This window comes from Rathayibacter sp. VKM Ac-2928 (genome assembly GCF_022815545.1).
Lineage (GTDB): Bacteria > Actinomycetota > Actinomycetes > Actinomycetales > Microbacteriaceae > Rathayibacter > Rathayibacter festucae.
Window position 1 is genome coordinate 771315 of record NZ_JALGRU010000001.1, and the last position, 15420, is coordinate 786734.

Here is a 15420-nt window from a genome sequence, read left to right on the forward strand (position 1 = left end):
GCCCCGGCTAGTGTGGTTCCGTCCGCGCCGTGCCGTCGGGCACCTGTCTTCTACGTTTTGGAGTACCCCGTGGCCTCAGTTCTCGAAAAGGTCCTTCGCGTCGGGGAGGGCCGGGTCCTCCGCCGCCTCGAGAACTACGCGAAAGCCGTCAACGCCCTCGAAGAGGACTTCACGCACCTCAGCGACGAGGAGCTGAAGAACGAGACCGTCGAGCTGCGCGAGCGCTACTCGAACGGCGAATCGCTCGACGACCTGCTGCCGGAGGCCTTCGCGGCCGTCCGCGAGGCCTCGCGCCGCACGCTCGGCCTGCGCCACTTCGACGTCCAGCTGATGGGCGGCGCCGCACTGCACCTCGGCAACATCGCCGAGATGAAGACCGGAGAGGGCAAGACCCTCGTCGCGACCCTGCCGGCGTACCTCAACGCCATCGCGAGCCGCGGCGTGCACATCGTCACGGTGAACGACTTCCTCGCGAACTATCAGTCCGAGCTGATGGGGCGCGTGTTCCGCGCCCTCGGCATGACGACCGGCGTGATCCTCTCCGGCCAGACGCCCGAGCAGCGCCGCGAGCAGTACGCGGCCGACATCACCTACGGCACGAACAACGAGTTCGGCTTCGACTACCTCCGCGACAACATGGCCTGGCAGGCGCAGGACATGGTCCAGCGCGGCCACTTCTTCGCAGTGGTCGACGAGGTCGACTCGATCCTCATCGACGAGGCGCGCACCCCGCTGATCATCTCCGGCCCCGCCTCGGGCGAGGCGAACCGCTGGTTCGCCGAGTTCGCCGGCCTCGCCACGCGCCTGATCGAGGGCGAGGACTACGAGGTCGACGAGAAGAAGCGCACCGTCGGCGTGCTCGAGCCCGGCATCGAGAAGGTCGAGGACTACCTCGGCATCGACAACCTCTACGAGTCCGCGAACACCCCGCTGATCTCGTTCCTCAACAACTCGATCAAGGCCCGCGCCCTGTTCAAGAAGGACAAGGACTACGTCGTCCTCAACGGCGAGGTGATGATCGTCGACGAGCACACCGGCCGCATCCTGGCCGGCCGCCGCTACAACGAGGGCATCCACCAGGCGATCGAGGCGAAGGAGGGCGTGCAGGTCAAGGCCGAGAACCAGACCCTCGCCACCGTCACGCTGCAGAACTACTTCCGCCTCTACGGCAAGCTCTCCGGCATGACCGGAACGGCCGAGACCGAGGCCGCCGAGTTCATGTCGACCTACAAGCTCGGCGTGGTCTCCATCCCGACCAACCGCAAGATGCAGCGCATCGACAACGCCGACCTCGTCTACAAGAACGAGCAGGTCAAGTTCGAGCAGGTCGTCGAGGACATCGTCGAGCGCCACGCGGCGGGCCAGCCCGTGCTGGTCGGCACGACGAGCGTCGAGAAGAGCGAGTACCTCTCCCGCCTGCTCGCCAAGAAGGGCGTGCGGCACGAGGTGCTGAACGCCAAGAACCACGCGCGCGAGGCCGCGATCGTCGCCCAGGCCGGCCGCCTCGGCGCCGTCACCGTCGCGACCAACATGGCCGGCCGCGGCACCGACATCATGCTCGGCGGCAACGCCGAGTTCCTCGCGGTCACCGAGATGTCGACCAAGGGCCTCAGCCCCGTCGACACCCCAGAGGAGTACGAGTCCGCGTGGGACGACGTCTTCGCGGGCGTCAAGGCCAAGGTCGCCGAGGAGGCCGAGAAGGTCCAGGCCGCCGGCGGTCTCTACGTGCTCGGCACCGAGCGCCACGAGTCGCGCCGCATCGACAACCAGCTCCGCGGCCGCTCCGGCCGCCAGGGCGACCCGGGCGAGAGCCGCTTCTACCTCTCGCTCACCGACGACCTGATGCGCCTGTTCAACTCCGGCGCGGCCGAGGCCCTGATGGGCCGCGGCAACGTGCCGGACGACATGGCGATCGAGTCGAAGGTCGTCTCGCGCGCCATCCGCAGCGCGCAGTCGCAGGTCGAGGCGCGCAACGCCGAGATCCGCAAGAACGTCCTCAAGTACGACGACGTCCTCAACCGCCAGCGCGAGGCGATCTACTCCGACCGCCGCCACATCCTCGAGGGCGACGACCTGCACGAGCGCACCCAGAAGTTCCTCGTCGACGTGATCGACGAGATCCTCGAGGTGCACACCGGCGAGGGCAACGGCGACGACTGGGACTTCGACGCGCTCTGGACCGAGCTGAAGACCCTCTACCCGGTCAGCCTGTCGATCGACGAGGTCGTCCAGGAGGCCGGCAGCCGCGGCCGGATCAACAAGGAGTTCATGCGCCGCGAAATCCTCTCGGACGCGAAGCTCGCCTACCAGGGCCGCGAGGAGCAGCTCGGCGCCCCCGCCATGCGCGAGCTCGAGCGCCGCGTCGTGCTCTCGGTGATCGACCGCCGCTGGCGCGACCACCTCTACGAGATGGACTACCTCAAGGACGGCATCGGCCTGCGCGCGATGGCCCAGCGCGACCCGCTGGTCGAGTACCAGCGCGAGGGCTTCACCCTGTTCCAGCAGATGATGGGCCAGATCCGCGAGGAGACCGTCGGCTTCCTCTTCAACCTCGAGGTCGAGGTCACCCAGAAGCAGGGCGAGGTCGCCGGCGTCGCCGCGAAGGGCCTCTCCGAGCCGGTCGCCCCGGTCGAGAAGCTCAGCTACTCCGCGCCGAGCGACTCGGGCGGTGTCGAGGTCCGCGATCAGCGCGGCCGGGTGCAGCAGGCGGCGACGGCGAAGGCCAGCGCCGCGGCGGCTCGCGAGGCGCGCCCGGACGACGCGGAGGACGCCGCGACCACCGGCGCCTTCGGCCAGCAGACCGGCGGCTCCGACGAGACGCCGAACAACCGCCAGGAGCGCCGCGCGCAGACCAAGCGCCGCTGATCCCGGCTCTGCCGACCGGCACGACGAAGGTCCCGGTCCCGACTCCGCTCGAGCGGAGCGCGGGATGCGGGGCCTTCGTCGTCGACAGCGCGGGCGCGTGATCGGCGGCGTCAGACGCGGTGCCGCACCAGCGCCGAGACGAAGCCGCCGGCGAAGGTGTCGCCGAGGCCGATCGTGGTGGGGCGGTCGGTCTCGAGCACGAGGCCGGGCGTGCAGACGGCCTGCAGCCGAGCCGTGACCGCGGTGCAGACCGCGACTCCGCCGGGCTGCGCCGGCAGCTGTGCGACGCGGTCGTAGTCCGCGGCGGTGATGCCGTCGCCGAGCAGGTAGCGGGTGCTCGCCATCGTCACTCCGCCGAGGAGCGCCGCGCGGTAGCGCTCGGCCTCCGCTCCGACGGCCGCCGACCAGTGCCGGGTGTGCACGACGAGCACCGGGCCGGGGAGGAGCGCCGCGGCCGCGCCCAGCGCCTCGACCACTGCATCCGGGTCGAGCAGGTCGAGCCGGTGCCCGAGCAGCGCCTGCAGCTCGTCCTCGTTCATGCTGACGACGTCGACGCAGCCGAGCAGGGCGGAGCGGGCCCGGTCCTGCAGAGCGGGCAGGTGGAAGCCCGCGTCCTCGTAGATCACATCCGCGGAGGCGGGCAGCGCCGCGAGGTGGCGCTGCAGCGTCTCCAGCCGGTCCGTCAGCACCGCCCCGTCCTGGATGCTGTTGAAGCCGGAGACCAGGAAGACGCCCGCGTCGGCCAGCATGCCGCCGAGTCCCTCCGCCAGCAGCAGCTCGCGGTTGGGCGGGTCGTTCGCGAAGATCACCCGGTTCGGATGCGGCGCCACCAGCACGCGGTCGCCGAGGAGCACCCGGGCGCCGCGCGGGAACTGCACGATCAGGTGCGGGTCGGTGCTGTCGGCGGTCGCGCTCGAGACGTACTCGGTGCCGACGGGCAGGAGGCGGCGGACGTGGTCGTCGATGCTCACCAGGTGCTGCACCGCGGCGAGGCCGTGCACGGCGAGCGCGTAGCCCGCCCGCACGCCCGTGCCGCCGAGGGTGATGCGCCGGGGGAAGCGCTGCGCGAACTCCTCGACGATGCGGGAGGAGGAGGCGAATCTCTCCCCTCCCGCACCGTCGGCGAGGAACGCGAGGAGCGCCACGACGAGGTCGCGCTCGGTGGTGACCGGCGCCGTCCTCGTCAGCTCGTCCGCGCGGATCCCGTACTCGTCCGCGAGCGTCTGGACGACGTGGTCGTCCCAGTCGATCTCGTAGTCGACGGTCCCGCCCAGTCCGAGCACGATCCTCTCGTTCACCGCGCTGCTCTCCTGCGTCTCGCCGGGCCTAGTAGAGCTCGGCCTTGCCGGCGGAGCCGAACAGGTCGATCTTCTCGGCGGCCGTCTCCTTCATCGCGGCGATGGAGGGCGGCTGGATCGTGTTGGGCTCGCGGACGGAGGGGTCGGCCAGCACCTCGCGCATCTTCTTGTGGTACGCGGCCTTGATGTCGCTGGAGATGTTGATCTTGTTGACCCCGCGCTTCACCGACTCCGCGATCTCCGCGTCGGGGTTGTTCGAGCCGCCGTGCAGGACGAGCGGCACGGCGACGCGCTTCTTGATCTCGGCGAGCAGGTCGAGCTTGAGGGCGGGCTTCATCGACGCCGGGTAGAGGCCGTGGCTGGTGCCGATGGCGATCGCCAGGCTGTCGACCCCGGTGGAGGCGACGAAGTCGACCGCCTCGTCGGGCTCGGTGTAGATGATGTTCGCGGCGCCGTCCTCGGCCTCGTTGTCGGTCTTGCCGATCGTGCCCAGCTCGCCCTCGACCGAGACGCCGACGGCGTGCGCCGCGTCGACGACGCGCTTGGTGATCGCGACGTTCTCGTCGTAGGGGAGCATCGAGCCGTCGATCATCACCGAGGTGAAGCCGGACTTGATCGCGAGCAGGACCTGCTCGTAGGTGGCGCCGTGGTCGAGGTGGATGGTCACCGGGACGCTGGAGCGGTGGGCGCGGGCGATGATCGCGTGCAGGATGTCCACTCCGGTGTGGCTCAGCTCGTCGGGGTGGATCGCGATGAGCAGCGGGGAGTCCTTCTCCTCGCTGATCTCGAAGAGGCCGTTCATCATGGCGTAGTCGCTGACGTTGAACGCCGGGACGGCGAAGCCGTTCGCGTTGGCGACGTCCAGCAGGTCTTTTCCGGAAACAAGCATTCTCTGACTGTCCTTCTCGTGGTGGTGGTGGTGTTCCGGACGCGCGGACGCGCGCCTCAGCTCTTGACGGCCCCGGCGGTCATGCCGCCGATGAAGTACCGCTGGAAGAAGAGGAAGAGGAGGAGGACGGGAACGCATCCGAGGATGCTCATCGCCATCATCTCGTTCCACTCGTAGGAGTTCTGGCCCATGAGCAGCTGGATGCCGATCGGCACCGTGCGCATGTCGTCGGTGCGGGTCAGGGTGAGCGCGAAGAGGTACTCGTTCCACGCGATCATGAAGGTGTAGACGCCGACCGAGACGATCCCGGGGATCGCGATCGGCACCAGGATCCGCCAGAGCACCGTCATCGGGCCGGCCCCGTCCATCCGCGCCGCCTCGTCGAGATCGCGGGGGAGGGTGTTGAAGTAGCCGGTCAGCATGATGATCGCGTAGGGCAGCGTGAAGACCAGATAGGTGAGGATCAGGCCCTGATAGGTGTTGTAGAGCCGCAGCGTCACCATCAGCCCGAAGAACGGGATCAGCAGGGTGATCGGCGGCACCGCCTGCACGCTGACGATGATGATGTTGATCGGCCGCTTGAAGCGGAATTCGTAGCGGCTGAACGCATAGGACGCGAGGATCGCGACGACCAGCGTCAGCGCGACGACCGCGAGCGCGACGACGTAGCTGTTGATGAAGAAGCGGACCTTCGTCGGGTCGCCCAGGATGCCGGCGTAGGCCGAGAACGAGAACGTGTCGGTGATCAGCCGGGGCGGGTACTCGAAGATCTCGGTGTTCGACTTGAACGAGCTGGCGGCCATCCAGACGATCGGCAGGCCTGCGAAGGCGGCGCCGATCAGGAGGAGGACCCAGACCCCGGCCTTCGCGGCGAGGAGCCGCGGCGTGCGGACGGCCGGGCGGGTGGCGGTGGCGGTCACGTCAGTCCCTGGCTTTCTGGTTCCGCACGTAGAAGAACGCGAGGACCATGGTGAGGAGGAGGATCAGGACGGCGCTCGCCGAGGCCACCGAGAACTCGTAGCGGCTGAACGCGAGCTTGTAGGTGTAGGTGCTGAGCATCTCGGTCGCGTCGATCGGGCCGCCGCCGGTCGTCATCCAGATCAGCGCGAACTGCTGCGAGGTCCAGATGATGTCGAGCACCGACATGCTGATGATGATCGGCTTGAGCTGCGGGATCGTGACGTTCCAGAACCGCTGCCAGGCGCTCGCCCCGTCGACCTTCGCCGCCTCGTAGAGGTCGTGCGGGATGCCCTGCAGACCCGCCAGCAGCGTGATCATGTAGAACGAGTAGCCCGCCCAGATGTTGATGAAGGTCACCGAGAGCAGCGCGGTCGCGGGGGAGGCGAGCCACTCGATGCCCTTGTCGGTCAGCCCGAGCGAGATCAGCGCGTAGTTGATCACGCCGTTCGGGTTCAGCAGCAGCCGCCAGAGCACCGCGATGATCGCGACGGTGAACAGCCACGGCAGGACGTAGACCACGCGGAAGAGCGACTTGGCGACGGTCGGCACGAGCGGCGAGTTCAACAGCATCGCGAAGCCGAGGCCGAGCACCAGGTGCGCCGCGACGCTGACGCCGACGAAGACGATCGTGTTGCCGGTGGCCGTGCGGAACTTCGGGTCGCCGAGGACCTCGAGGTAGTTGGCGAGTCCGACGAAGGCGGGCTTCGGGTTCGTGATGACGTTGTCGAAGAACGAGTACCCGATCACCAGCAGCACCGGCACGAGCATCAGGACGAGCATCACGATCGCCGTGGGGGAGAGGTAGAGGTAGGGCGCGAGGTCGCGGCGCCTCCGGCGGCCCGCGGGGGCGGGGGCGGGCGTCCCGGAGGCGGGACGCTGGGGGGCGCTCAGCAGGGAGACCACGGCGCTCCTCCTTCGATCGGGGACGGGGTGAGGGGGGACCGCGCCGCGGGAGAGGACTCCCGCGGCGCGATCGGGGACGGACGGGTCACGGCTCAGAACTCGCCGAGCCAGGCTTCCTGGGACTTCTCCAGCGCCTCGTCGACGCTCTGGTCGCCGTTGAGGGCGGCCTGCAGCTGCTCGTCGAAGTCGCGCATCAGCTGCTCCGCGACGGGCAGGCCGACGAACTCGTTCGCCGGGTAGCCGGCCGAGTAGATGTCGAAGGCCTCCTGGTACAGCGGGTCGCTGTCCGAGAAGTCCGGCGTGGAGGCGGTGTTGCCGGGGAAGGCGTTCGCCAGCGTGGACAGCGTCGAGTTCGTGTCGGCGCTCATCAGGAACGACACGAGCTTCGCGGCCTCGGCCGGGTGCTCGCTGCTGGCCGAGACCCCGATGCCCCAGGAGGCGAAGGGGATGCCGCGCTCGCCGCTGAAGCCGTCCTCGGCCGGGATGGCCGAGATGCTGAACTTCAGGTCGGGGTTGGACTCGCGGATGGTGGCGATGTGCGAGAGGGAGTCGATCATCATGCCGACGCGGCCGTTGGTGAACTCCTCGACCTTGTCCTGCTCCTTCATCGTCGCGGCGCCGGGGGCGATCACGCCGTCGGCGTCGAGCTGCGCGATGTAGTCGACCGCGCTGGTGACGGCGTCGTTGGTGAGGTCGGGCTTGCCGTCGTCGAGCATGCTGCCGCCGGAGGCCCAGACCCAGGACATGACGTCGTTCTGGATCCCGTTGGGCGCGTCGCTCGAGAGCGGGAGCACCCAGCCGCTGGTGTTGTCGCCGAGCGCCGTGATCGCCTTGGCCGCGGACTCGAACTCGCTGCGGGTCGAGGGCGGAGCGCTGACGCCCGCCTCGGAGAGCAGGGCGTCGTTGGTGAAGAGCGGGTAGACGAAGTTGACGACGGGGACCATCGCGGTCTTGCCGTCGACGACGACGGTCGAGGAGAGCTGGCTCTCGTCGAAGCCCGCGTCCGAGAGCAGGGGACCGAGGTCGGCCAGCGCGCCCTGCTTGGCGAAGTCGCTGATCCAGGCGCCGTCGAGTCCGACGACGTCGGACATCGTGCCGGCCGCGGCGCCGGCGAAGAGCTGCTCCTTGGTCGAGGCGTACGGACCGCTGAGGAGGTCGACCGTGATGCCGGGGTTGGCGGCCTCGAAGTCGTCCATCAGGCCGCGGAGGGCGCCGTCCGAGAGCTCGGGCTCCCACCACTGCGCGAATTCGAGGGTGACGTCTCCGCCTGCCGCGGAGTCGCCGCCACCCTGGCTGCAGCCGGTCAGCATCGTCGCGGCGAACGCCGCGCTGACGGTGAAGACGACGGCTCTCTTGATGCGAGCACCTTTGCTCATGTCACTCCCTGCAACTCTGCAGTTATCTGCTGTTGTGTGCGCATTCTTGCGCTTGTGTTCTGCGAATGTACCTGGCGATGCGTGGTCATGCAAGAACCGGCAGGAAATTGCCGAGATGTGCGACAAACGAGGACCAGACCGCAGGATTCGCCGCGATCCGAGTGCGACAACTTGCAGGATCCGACACGGCGGTGTTAGACAACGCACATGCCCGACACCGACGACGCCCCCGCCGCGAACGACGTCCCGCTCCGTCTGCCGGCCGGCCGGAAGGCCGATCTGGCCGCCTACGTCGCCGAGGCGGGCGAGGTCACGGTCACCACGCTCGCCCGCCGCTTCGCCGTCTCGGCCGACACCGTGCGCCGCGATCTCGACCAGCTCGACGCGGACGGCTACCTCGTCCGCACGCACGGCGGCGCGGTGAGCCTCTCGGTGATGCCCGCGACGGAGAAGCGCCTGGACGTGCGCCTCGGCATCCAGCGCGGCGCGAAGGAGAAGATCGGCGCGCTCGCCGCCGGCCTCGTCGAGAACGGGGCGGTGGTGATGCTGAACGCGGGCACCACCTCGCTGGCGGTCGTCCGGCACCTCAACGACCACCGCGAGCTGACCATCGCGACGAACAACCTGCGCGTCCCTGCCGAGATCGGCTCGAAGACCTGCCGCGACCTCTTCGTCTTCGGCGGCGCCGTCCGCCTCGGCGGCCAGTCGACGGTCGGGCCGGTGGGCTTCGCCGCCGCGGAGCCGGGCGGCGCCGTCGACCTGCACTGCGACATCGGCCTGATCTCCGTCGGCGCCGTGTCCGCCGAGAACGGCTACTCGACCAGCAATCTGGCGGAGGGCGTGATGATGAGCGAGATGATCGCCCGCTGCGAGCGCGTGGCGATCCTGGCCGACCAGACCAAGTTCGGCCGCACCCTCTTCGCCCAGGTGGCGGAGCTCGGCCGGGCCGACTACCTCGTCACCGACGCGCCGCCGCCGCCGGAGCTCGAGGAGGCGCTGCGCGAGAAGGGCGTCCAGGTGGTGCTGCCGCCGGTGGCTCCCGTCCGCGAGCGCTGACCCGGGCGTGCCGGCGTGCGAGCGCCGAGCCGCGGGCGCTGACCGGTCTCAGAGCACGTTGATCGCGGTCGCGCGCCAGCGGGCGTCCGTGCCCTCCAGCCGGATGGCGACCGCTCGGGTGCGGACCCGGTTGTGCACGAGGACGACCGCCTCGACGATCCCGTCCCGCGGCTCCGTGACGACGACCCGGCCGACCGTGGACGGGAGGCGCTGCGTCGACCGGCCCTTGAGGCTGCGGGCACGGGCGGCCATCACCACCCGCTTCTGCAGATGCCGGTAGACGTCGTCGCTCAGCCAGCGGGCCAGCTGGTCGATCTCGCGGGAGCCGGCCAGGACCTCGACCACCTGCAGCGTCAGGCAGGCGAGGATCGGCTCGGGATCGGGCAGCTCCGCCCGCGTCGCCGGCTGCGGGGCGAAGAACGCGGCGGCCGACGTCGCGGAGGCCGCCGCGTCCGCGTCGAGCGGCAGGGTGCGGTAGTCGAACGCGTTGGTGGGGTGGATCATGCGGCGTGCTCCAAAGGCAGGACGAGCGACTCACGGTTCGGATCTCCTCTCGGCTCGGGCGGTGCGTGCCGCAGCAGGACGAGCGCGACGGGGTGACCTCATCGAAGCAGCCGAGCGATGCTCACGTCGGGCTCAGCGCCGGACTGTGGATAACCGGGCGCGGGGCACCGCAGGTGCGGTGCGCGCGATGACGGGACCTAGGCTTGTCGGGTGTCGACCCTCAGTGATCTCGTCCTCTCCCACGGCCGCTCCACGGACGCGGACGTCGAATGGCTGCACCTCCTCGTCGGCGACCTCCAGCTCCTCGCCGACCTCGCCTTCGCGGACATCGTGCTCTGGGTGCCGACCGCCGAGGGCGGCTTCGTCGCGGTCGCGCACGCCCGGCCCTCGAGTGCGGCGACGCTCTTCTACCGCGACTTCGTCGGGCAGAAGATCAAGGCGGAGTGGCGCGCCCAGGTCGCCGAGGCCTTCGAGAGCGCTCGCATCGTCGACACCTCGGCCCCGGACTGGTTCGAGGAGACGCCCACCCGGGTTCGCGCCGTGCCGGTCATCCGGCGCCTCGGCGGCTCCGACAGCGCGACCACCGATCAGCCGATCGCGGTCGTCACCCGCCACACCAACCTCAGCGAGACGCGCACGCCCAGCCGCCAGGAGCTGACCTTCAACGACTGCGCGAACGACCTCTTCTCGATGATCGCCTCGGGCGACTTCCCCGACCTCGGCGCGCCGACCGGGCCGCGTCGCGGCGCCCCGCGCGCCTCCGACGGCCTGATCCGCCTCGACGTGGACGGGATCACGACCTTCGCCAGCCCGAACGCGCTGTCGGCGTTCAACCGCATCGGCTTCGCGGACGAGCTCGAGGGCGAGTCGCTCGCCGAGGTCACCACGGGCCTGGTCGCCGGCAAGGTCGTCATCGACGAGTCGCTGCCGCTGGTCGTGACCGGCCGCGCGCCCTGGCGCACCGACATCGAGGCGCGCGGGGTCACCGTCTCGCTGCGCGCCATCCCGATCCGCGACCGCGGGGAGCGCGTCGGCGCCGTCGTGCTCTGCCGCGACGTGACCGAGCTGCGCCACCAGGAGCGGGAGCTGATCACCAAGGACGCGACGATCCGCGAGATCCACCACCGGGTGAAGAACAACCTGCAGACCGTCGCGTCGCTGCTGCGGATCCAGGCCCGGCGCACCCACTCCGATCTCGCCCGCGAGGCGCTGACGCAGGCCATGCGCCGCGTCGCGGCGATCGCGGTCGTGCACGACACCCTCTCCGAGGGGCTCGCGCAGAACGTCGACTTCGACGCGGTGTTCGACCGGGTTCTGCTGCTGATCGCCGAGGTCGCCTCGACGCACAACACCACCGTGCACCCCACCTTCACCGGCAGCTTCGGCGACCTGCCGAGCGAGTACGCCACTCCGCTCGCCCTCGCGCTGACCGAGCTGGTCACCAACGCGGTCGAGCACGGGCTCGCCGGCCGGGAGGGCGACGTCGAGATCGTCGCGACCCGCGGCGACGACGAGCTCACCGTCAAGGTGCGCGACACCGGAGTCGGACTGCCGGAGGGCAAGGTCGGCTCGGGTCTGGGCACGCAGATCGTGCGCACCCTGATCCAGGGCGAGCTCGGCGGGACGATCGACTGGCACACGCTGGTCGGCCGCGGCACCGAGGTGACCATCGAGGTGCCGCTGCGCTGGCTGAAGGGCCCGCGGGTCTGAGCCGCACCGGTCCGCGCCGCGCGGGCTCGGTCCCCGCCCGGAGTCCCCGGGAACGACGCGACCCCCGCTGCCGGAGGGCGAGCGGGGGTCGGGGTCGTGCGGTGCCGGGTGGTCCCGGTGCCGGCGCTACGAGGCGCGGCGGGCGCGGGCGGCGCGGCGCTTGAGGGCGCGGCGCTCGTCCTCGCTGAGGCCGCCCCAGACGCCCGAGTCCTGACCGGTCTCGAGGGCGTACTGCAGGCAGACCTCGGTGACGGTGCAGCGACCGCAGACGGTCTTCGCCTTCTCGATCTGGTCGACCGCGGGTCCGGTGTTGCCGACCGGGAAGAAAAGCTCGGGGTCAGCGGTGAGGCAAGCGGCCTTGTCGCGCCAGTCCATGCGGGTGCTCCTTGTGTGACAGCGTGCGTGGAGGAACCACGCAGTGTTCGGGTGGGATGATCGAGTCACACCGACGGCCTGGACCATCGGTATGCACCGGGCGCCCGAACCGGCGCACGCCACGAGACCCTGCGCAGCTGCGCAAGGCGGTTCGGGTGCGGGACCGGACGGTGCTCGGTTCTTCCCGATAGATCGCCCCGCTCGCACGCATGCCTCTCGGCACGGCAGGATCGGGGTGTTCACATCGGCGGTAACCCACGACCCTGTGAGCGGTGAAACGAACTGCACTAGCCTGTCACGGAGGCAGGCTCGAATCAAGAGTGCTGGATGGGATGCAGCTGTGATCATGGACGGGAACCGGCCTCCGACCAGGCCGGGAAGCGGCCGGCGGCCCCTCGGCCTGCTCCTCCTGGTCGCCGTTCTGGCGCTGGAGACCGCTGCCGTGGCGTGCATCACGGGGTGGCTCGTGATCGAGCTCCTCACCACCCGGGCCGGCTCGATCGGCGGCGGGATCGCGATCGTCGTGCTCTCCGTCATCGCCCTGGCCTGGGTCGCCGCGACGACAGTCGGAACCGCCCGGTGCCGCAGCTGGATCCGCGCCTCCGCCCTGACGATCCAGCTGGTGATGATGGCCGTCGCCCTCGGCGCGTTCCAGGGGCAGTACGCCGTGCCGGACATCGGCTGGGCGCTGCTGGCGCCGGCCCTGCTGGCCGTGGTGCTGCTCTTCCTGCCGAGCACGGTCGCCGCCACCCGCCGCGACCCCGGGCTGGGCTAGCGTCACCGAGCCGGCCGCCCCGCGCCGGCGCCACTGGGCTAGCGTCGGAGGATGGACTCCACCCGACTCGGCCTCAGCGGCCTCCAGGTCTCCCCGATCATCCTCGGCTGCATGAGCTTCGGCGCGCCCGACCGCGGTGCGCACGGCTGGAGCATGGGGGAGGAGGAGTCGCGGCCCTTCCTCCGCCGGGCGCTCGAGCTCGGCATCACCACGTTCGACACCGCCGACGTCTACTCCGACGGCACGAGCGAGGAGTTCGTCGGCCGCGCTCTCGCGGACTTCGCCGTGCGTGAGGAGGTCGTCATCGCGACCAAGGTGCACGGCACGATGCGCCCGGGCGCGAACGGTGGCGGGCTCTCGCGCCGGCACATCCTCAGCGCGATCGACGACAGCCTCCGCCGCCTCGGCACCGACTACGTCGACCTCTACCAGATCCACCGCTGGGACCCGCAGGTCCCGATCGAGGAGACGATGGAGACCCTGCACGACGTCGTCCGCTCCGGCAAGGCGCGCTACATCGGCGCGTCGAGCATGTGGGCGTGGCAGTTCGCGAAGGCGCAGTACACGGCCGACCTCGGCGGCTGGACCCGCTTCGTCTCGATGCAGGACCAGTACAACCTGATCCAGCGCGAGGACGAGCGCGAGCTGCACCCGTTCTGCCTCGACCAGGGCGTCGGCGTGATCCCGTGGTCGCCGCTGGCCCGCGGGCGCCTCACCCGCGACTGGGACGCGACCACGTCGCGCACCGAGACCGATCTCTACGGCAAGACGCTCTACCACCAGCAGGAGGAGGCCGACCGCCGCACGGCGGGCACCGTCGAGCGCATCGCTGCCGAGCGCGGCGTCCCGCGCGCGCAGGTCGCCCTCGCCTGGGTGCGCCAGCAGGAGGCGGTCACCGCGCCGATCGTCGGCGCGACGAAGATGCAGCACCTCGAGGACGCGGTCGCCTCCGTCGACGTCGAGCTGACGGCCGACGAGCTCGACGCCCTCGGCGCCGACTACGCCCCTCGCTTCAACGAGGGCTTCTAGCCCTCGGCGGATCTCGAGACGCCCGCTGCGCGGGCTCCTCGATCAGCATGGGCGATCCGCGGCCCCGGCCGATTGGTCGAAGCGCGGCGTAGAGAGGCGCGGCGGGTCAGGCCAGCTTGAGCTTCTTGCGCAGCGCCTGCACGTGGCCGGTGGCGCGCACGTTGTACTGGGCGAACTCGAGGGCGCCCTCGGGGCCGACGACGAAGGTCGACCGGAGCACGCCGACGACCGTCTTGCCGTAGCTGTTCTTCTCGCCCCAGACGCCGTAGGCGCGGTGCACGCTCATGTCCGGGTCGCTCAGCAGCGGGTACGCGAGGCCGTGCTCGTCGGCCCAGCGGCGCAGCGCCTCAGGGGTGTCGCGCGAGACGCCGAGCACCTCGTAGCCGGCCGCCTGCAGGGCCGCGGTGCTGTCGCGGAAGTCGCACGCCTCGGTGGTGCAGCCGGGGGTGTCGGCCTGCGGGTAGAAGAAGAGGATGACGCGGCGGCCGCGCAGGCCCTCGAGGGCGACCGGGGAGCCGTCCTGGTCCGGCAGCGTGAAGTCGGGGGCGGTGTCGCCCGCGGCGAGGCGCTCGTCGGCGGGGATCGGGGGGAGAGCGGTGTCGGTCATCGTCTGCTTCCGTCGGTGGTGGCGAAGGTGGTCAGGAGGCGCTGGAGCGAGTCGAGGCGCTCCGGCCCGCTCGCGCCGAGCAGCCCGCCCTCGACGGCCTCGATGATCGCGCAGTCGGGGGAGTCGGGGAGGTGCGTGCAGCCGCGCGGGCAGTCCTCGGCGAGCACGGCGAGCGTCGTGAAGGCGCCGAGGATGTTGTCGGTGTTCACGTGGCCGAGGCCGAAGGAGCGCACGCCCGGGGTGTCGATCACCCAGCCGTGCCGGTCGCCGCGCTCGACGCGCAGCGAGACGGTGGAGGAGGAGGTGTGCCGGCCGCGCCCGGTCACCGTGTTCACCCGGCCGATCGCCCGGTGCGCGTCGGGGACGAGCTTGTTCACGAGCGTCGACTTGCCGACTCCGGAGTGGCCCACCACGACGGTCTCGTGGCCGAGCAGCGCCTCGGCGATCTCGTCGACGGGCGGCTCGTCCTGGCTGGAGAGGAAGACGCGGAGGTCGAGGCCCTCGAAGTTGCGCAGGAACGGCGCCGGGTCCGCCAGGTCGGTCTTGGTGATGCAGAGCATCGGGGTGATCCCGGCGTCGAAGGCGGCGACCAGGTAGCGGTCGACCAGCCGGGTTCGCGGCTCCGGATCGGCGGCGGCCACCACGCACACCATCTGGTCGGCGTTGGCGACGATCACCCGCTCGATCGCGTCGGTGTCGTCGGCGCTGCGGCGCAGCAGCGTCGATCGCTCGCGGATCCGGACGATGCGGGCGAGGGTGCCCTCGTCGCCGCTGGAGTCGCCGACCACGTCGACGCGGTCACCGGGGACGATCGCCTGCTTGCGCAGCTCGCGGGCCCGCGCCGCCGTGAACTCGTGCTCCTCCGGGGTGCCGTCGCCGATCATCACGGTGTAGCGGCCGCGGTCGACACCGAGGACCATCGCGATCTCGGCGTCCTCGTAGGCCGGCCGGTTCTTCGTCCGCGGCTTGGTGCCCTTGGGGTTCGGCCGCACTCGCGCGTCCGACTCGTCGTAGCCGTCGAAGTCGTCGAGCACTCCGTCGGCGTCGAGGCCGCTGTCCGTCCACCACGACAC

At 70.4% G+C, this 15420-nt stretch carries 14 protein-coding genes; 5 read left to right on the top strand and 9 right to left on the bottom strand.

Annotation, left to right across the window (positions count from 1 at the left end):
* Positions 1-69: 69 nt before the first annotated feature.
* The gene (gene secA / locus MT350_RS03695) at positions 70-2865 is read left to right on the top strand and encodes a preprotein translocase subunit SecA (RefSeq protein ID WP_127886111.1); all 2796 of its coding nucleotides are present in this window, start codon (positions 70-72) and stop codon (positions 2863-2865) included.
* A gap of 110 nt (positions 2866-2975) precedes the next feature.
* On the opposite strand, the gene MT350_RS03700 is transcribed toward secA, so the two are convergent.
* The 5 genes from MT350_RS03700 to MT350_RS03720 form a co-directional block, all read right to left on the bottom strand.
* The gene (locus MT350_RS03700) at positions 2976-4163 is read right to left on the bottom strand and encodes an ADP-dependent glucokinase/phosphofructokinase (protein ID WP_243598868.1); all 1188 of its coding nucleotides are present in this window, start codon (positions 4161-4163) and stop codon (positions 2976-2978) included.
* Between the two features lie 28 nt (positions 4164-4191).
* A complete protein-coding gene (locus MT350_RS03705; protein WP_159423237.1) occupies positions 4192-5052 on the bottom strand; it encodes a ketose-bisphosphate aldolase in 861 nt (286 codons plus the stop codon).
* Between the two features lie 56 nt (positions 5053-5108).
* Positions 5109-5972 carry a carbohydrate ABC transporter permease gene (locus MT350_RS03710; protein WP_207901631.1) on the bottom strand — a complete coding sequence of 288 codons (864 nt, stop codon included), beginning with the start codon at positions 5970-5972 and terminating at the stop codon, positions 5109-5111.
* Between the two features lies 1 nt (position 5973).
* Positions 5974-6915, bottom strand: a complete 942-nt coding sequence (locus MT350_RS03715) for a carbohydrate ABC transporter permease (RefSeq protein ID WP_243586430.1) — start codon at positions 6913-6915, stop codon at positions 5974-5976.
* Positions 6916-7007: 92 nt separating this feature from the next.
* Positions 7008-8291: a sugar ABC transporter substrate-binding protein gene (locus tag MT350_RS03720; protein WP_123735256.1), complete on the bottom strand. Its 1284-nt coding sequence runs from the start codon at positions 8289-8291 to the stop codon at positions 7008-7010.
* Between the two features lie 207 nt (positions 8292-8498).
* On the opposite strand from MT350_RS03720, the gene MT350_RS03725 reads away from it, so the two are divergent.
* A complete protein-coding gene (locus MT350_RS03725) occupies positions 8499-9347 on the top strand; it encodes a DeoR/GlpR family DNA-binding transcription regulator (protein WP_123444402.1) in 849 nt (282 codons plus the stop codon).
* A 48-nt stretch (positions 9348-9395) separates the two neighbouring features.
* On the opposite strand, the gene MT350_RS03730 is transcribed toward MT350_RS03725, so the two are convergent.
* Entirely contained in the window at positions 9396-9851 is a 456-nt protein-coding gene (locus tag MT350_RS03730) for an Rv3235 family protein (protein WP_221181084.1), read from the bottom strand.
* A gap of 210 nt (positions 9852-10061) precedes the next feature.
* On the opposite strand from MT350_RS03730, the gene MT350_RS03735 reads away from it, so the two are divergent.
* A complete protein-coding gene (locus tag MT350_RS03735; protein WP_123702681.1) occupies positions 10062-11561 on the top strand; it encodes a sensor histidine kinase in 1500 nt (499 codons plus the stop codon).
* Positions 11562-11687: 126 nt separating this feature from the next.
* Here the strand turns inward: MT350_RS03735 and MT350_RS03740 are convergent, their stop codons facing one another.
* Positions 11688-11936 (bottom strand): WhiB family transcriptional regulator, encoded by a 249-nt coding sequence (locus tag MT350_RS03740; protein ID WP_056045195.1) that lies wholly within the window; start codon positions 11934-11936, stop codon positions 11688-11690.
* 466 nt (positions 11937-12402) lie between these two features.
* On the opposite strand from MT350_RS03740, the gene MT350_RS03745 reads away from it, so the two are divergent.
* Both MT350_RS03745 and MT350_RS03750 read left to right on the top strand, forming a co-directional pair.
* Positions 12403-12711: a hypothetical protein gene (locus MT350_RS03745; protein WP_243598870.1), complete on the top strand. Its 309-nt coding sequence runs from the start codon at positions 12403-12405 to the stop codon at positions 12709-12711.
* Positions 12712-12762: 51 nt separating this feature from the next.
* On the top strand, positions 12763-13740 hold the full coding sequence (locus tag MT350_RS03750) for an aldo/keto reductase (protein WP_132435829.1): 978 nt from the start codon (positions 12763-12765) through the stop codon (positions 13738-13740).
* 106 nt (positions 13741-13846) lie between these two features.
* Here the strand turns inward: MT350_RS03750 and bcp are convergent, their stop codons facing one another.
* Together bcp and rsgA are read right to left on the bottom strand one after the other, a co-directional pair.
* On the bottom strand, positions 13847-14347 hold the full coding sequence (bcp, locus tag MT350_RS03755) for a thioredoxin-dependent thiol peroxidase (RefSeq protein ID WP_243598871.1): 501 nt from the start codon (positions 14345-14347) through the stop codon (positions 13847-13849).
* Positions 14344-15420 (bottom strand): ribosome small subunit-dependent GTPase A, encoded by a 1077-nt coding sequence (rsgA, locus tag MT350_RS03760; RefSeq protein WP_173250401.1) that lies wholly within the window; start codon positions 15418-15420, stop codon positions 14344-14346. Before rsgA ends, bcp begins: the two co-directional genes overlap by 4 nt.

Coding starts and splice junctions, on each gene's coding strand:
- MT350_RS03730 (WP_221181084.1), bottom strand. CDS start 9,851: ATGATCCACCCCACCAACGCGTTCGACTACCGCACCCTGCCGCTCGAC.
- bcp (WP_243598871.1), bottom strand. CDS start 14,347: ATGACCGACACCGCTCTCCCCCCGATCCCCGCCGACGAGCGCCTCGCC.
- MT350_RS03720 (WP_123735256.1), bottom strand. CDS start 8,291: ATGAGCAAAGGTGCTCGCATCAAGAGAGCCGTCGTCTTCACCGTCAGC.
- MT350_RS03740 (WP_056045195.1), bottom strand. CDS start 11,936: ATGGACTGGCGCGACAAGGCCGCTTGCCTCACCGCTGACCCCGAGCTT.
- MT350_RS03705 (WP_159423237.1), bottom strand. CDS start 5,052: ATGCTTGTTTCCGGAAAAGACCTGCTGGACGTCGCCAACGCGAACGGC.
- MT350_RS03750 (WP_132435829.1), top strand. CDS start 12,763: ATGGACTCCACCCGACTCGGCCTCAGCGGCCTCCAGGTCTCCCCGATC.
- MT350_RS03725 (WP_123444402.1), top strand. CDS start 8,499: ATGCCCGACACCGACGACGCCCCCGCCGCGAACGACGTCCCGCTCCGT.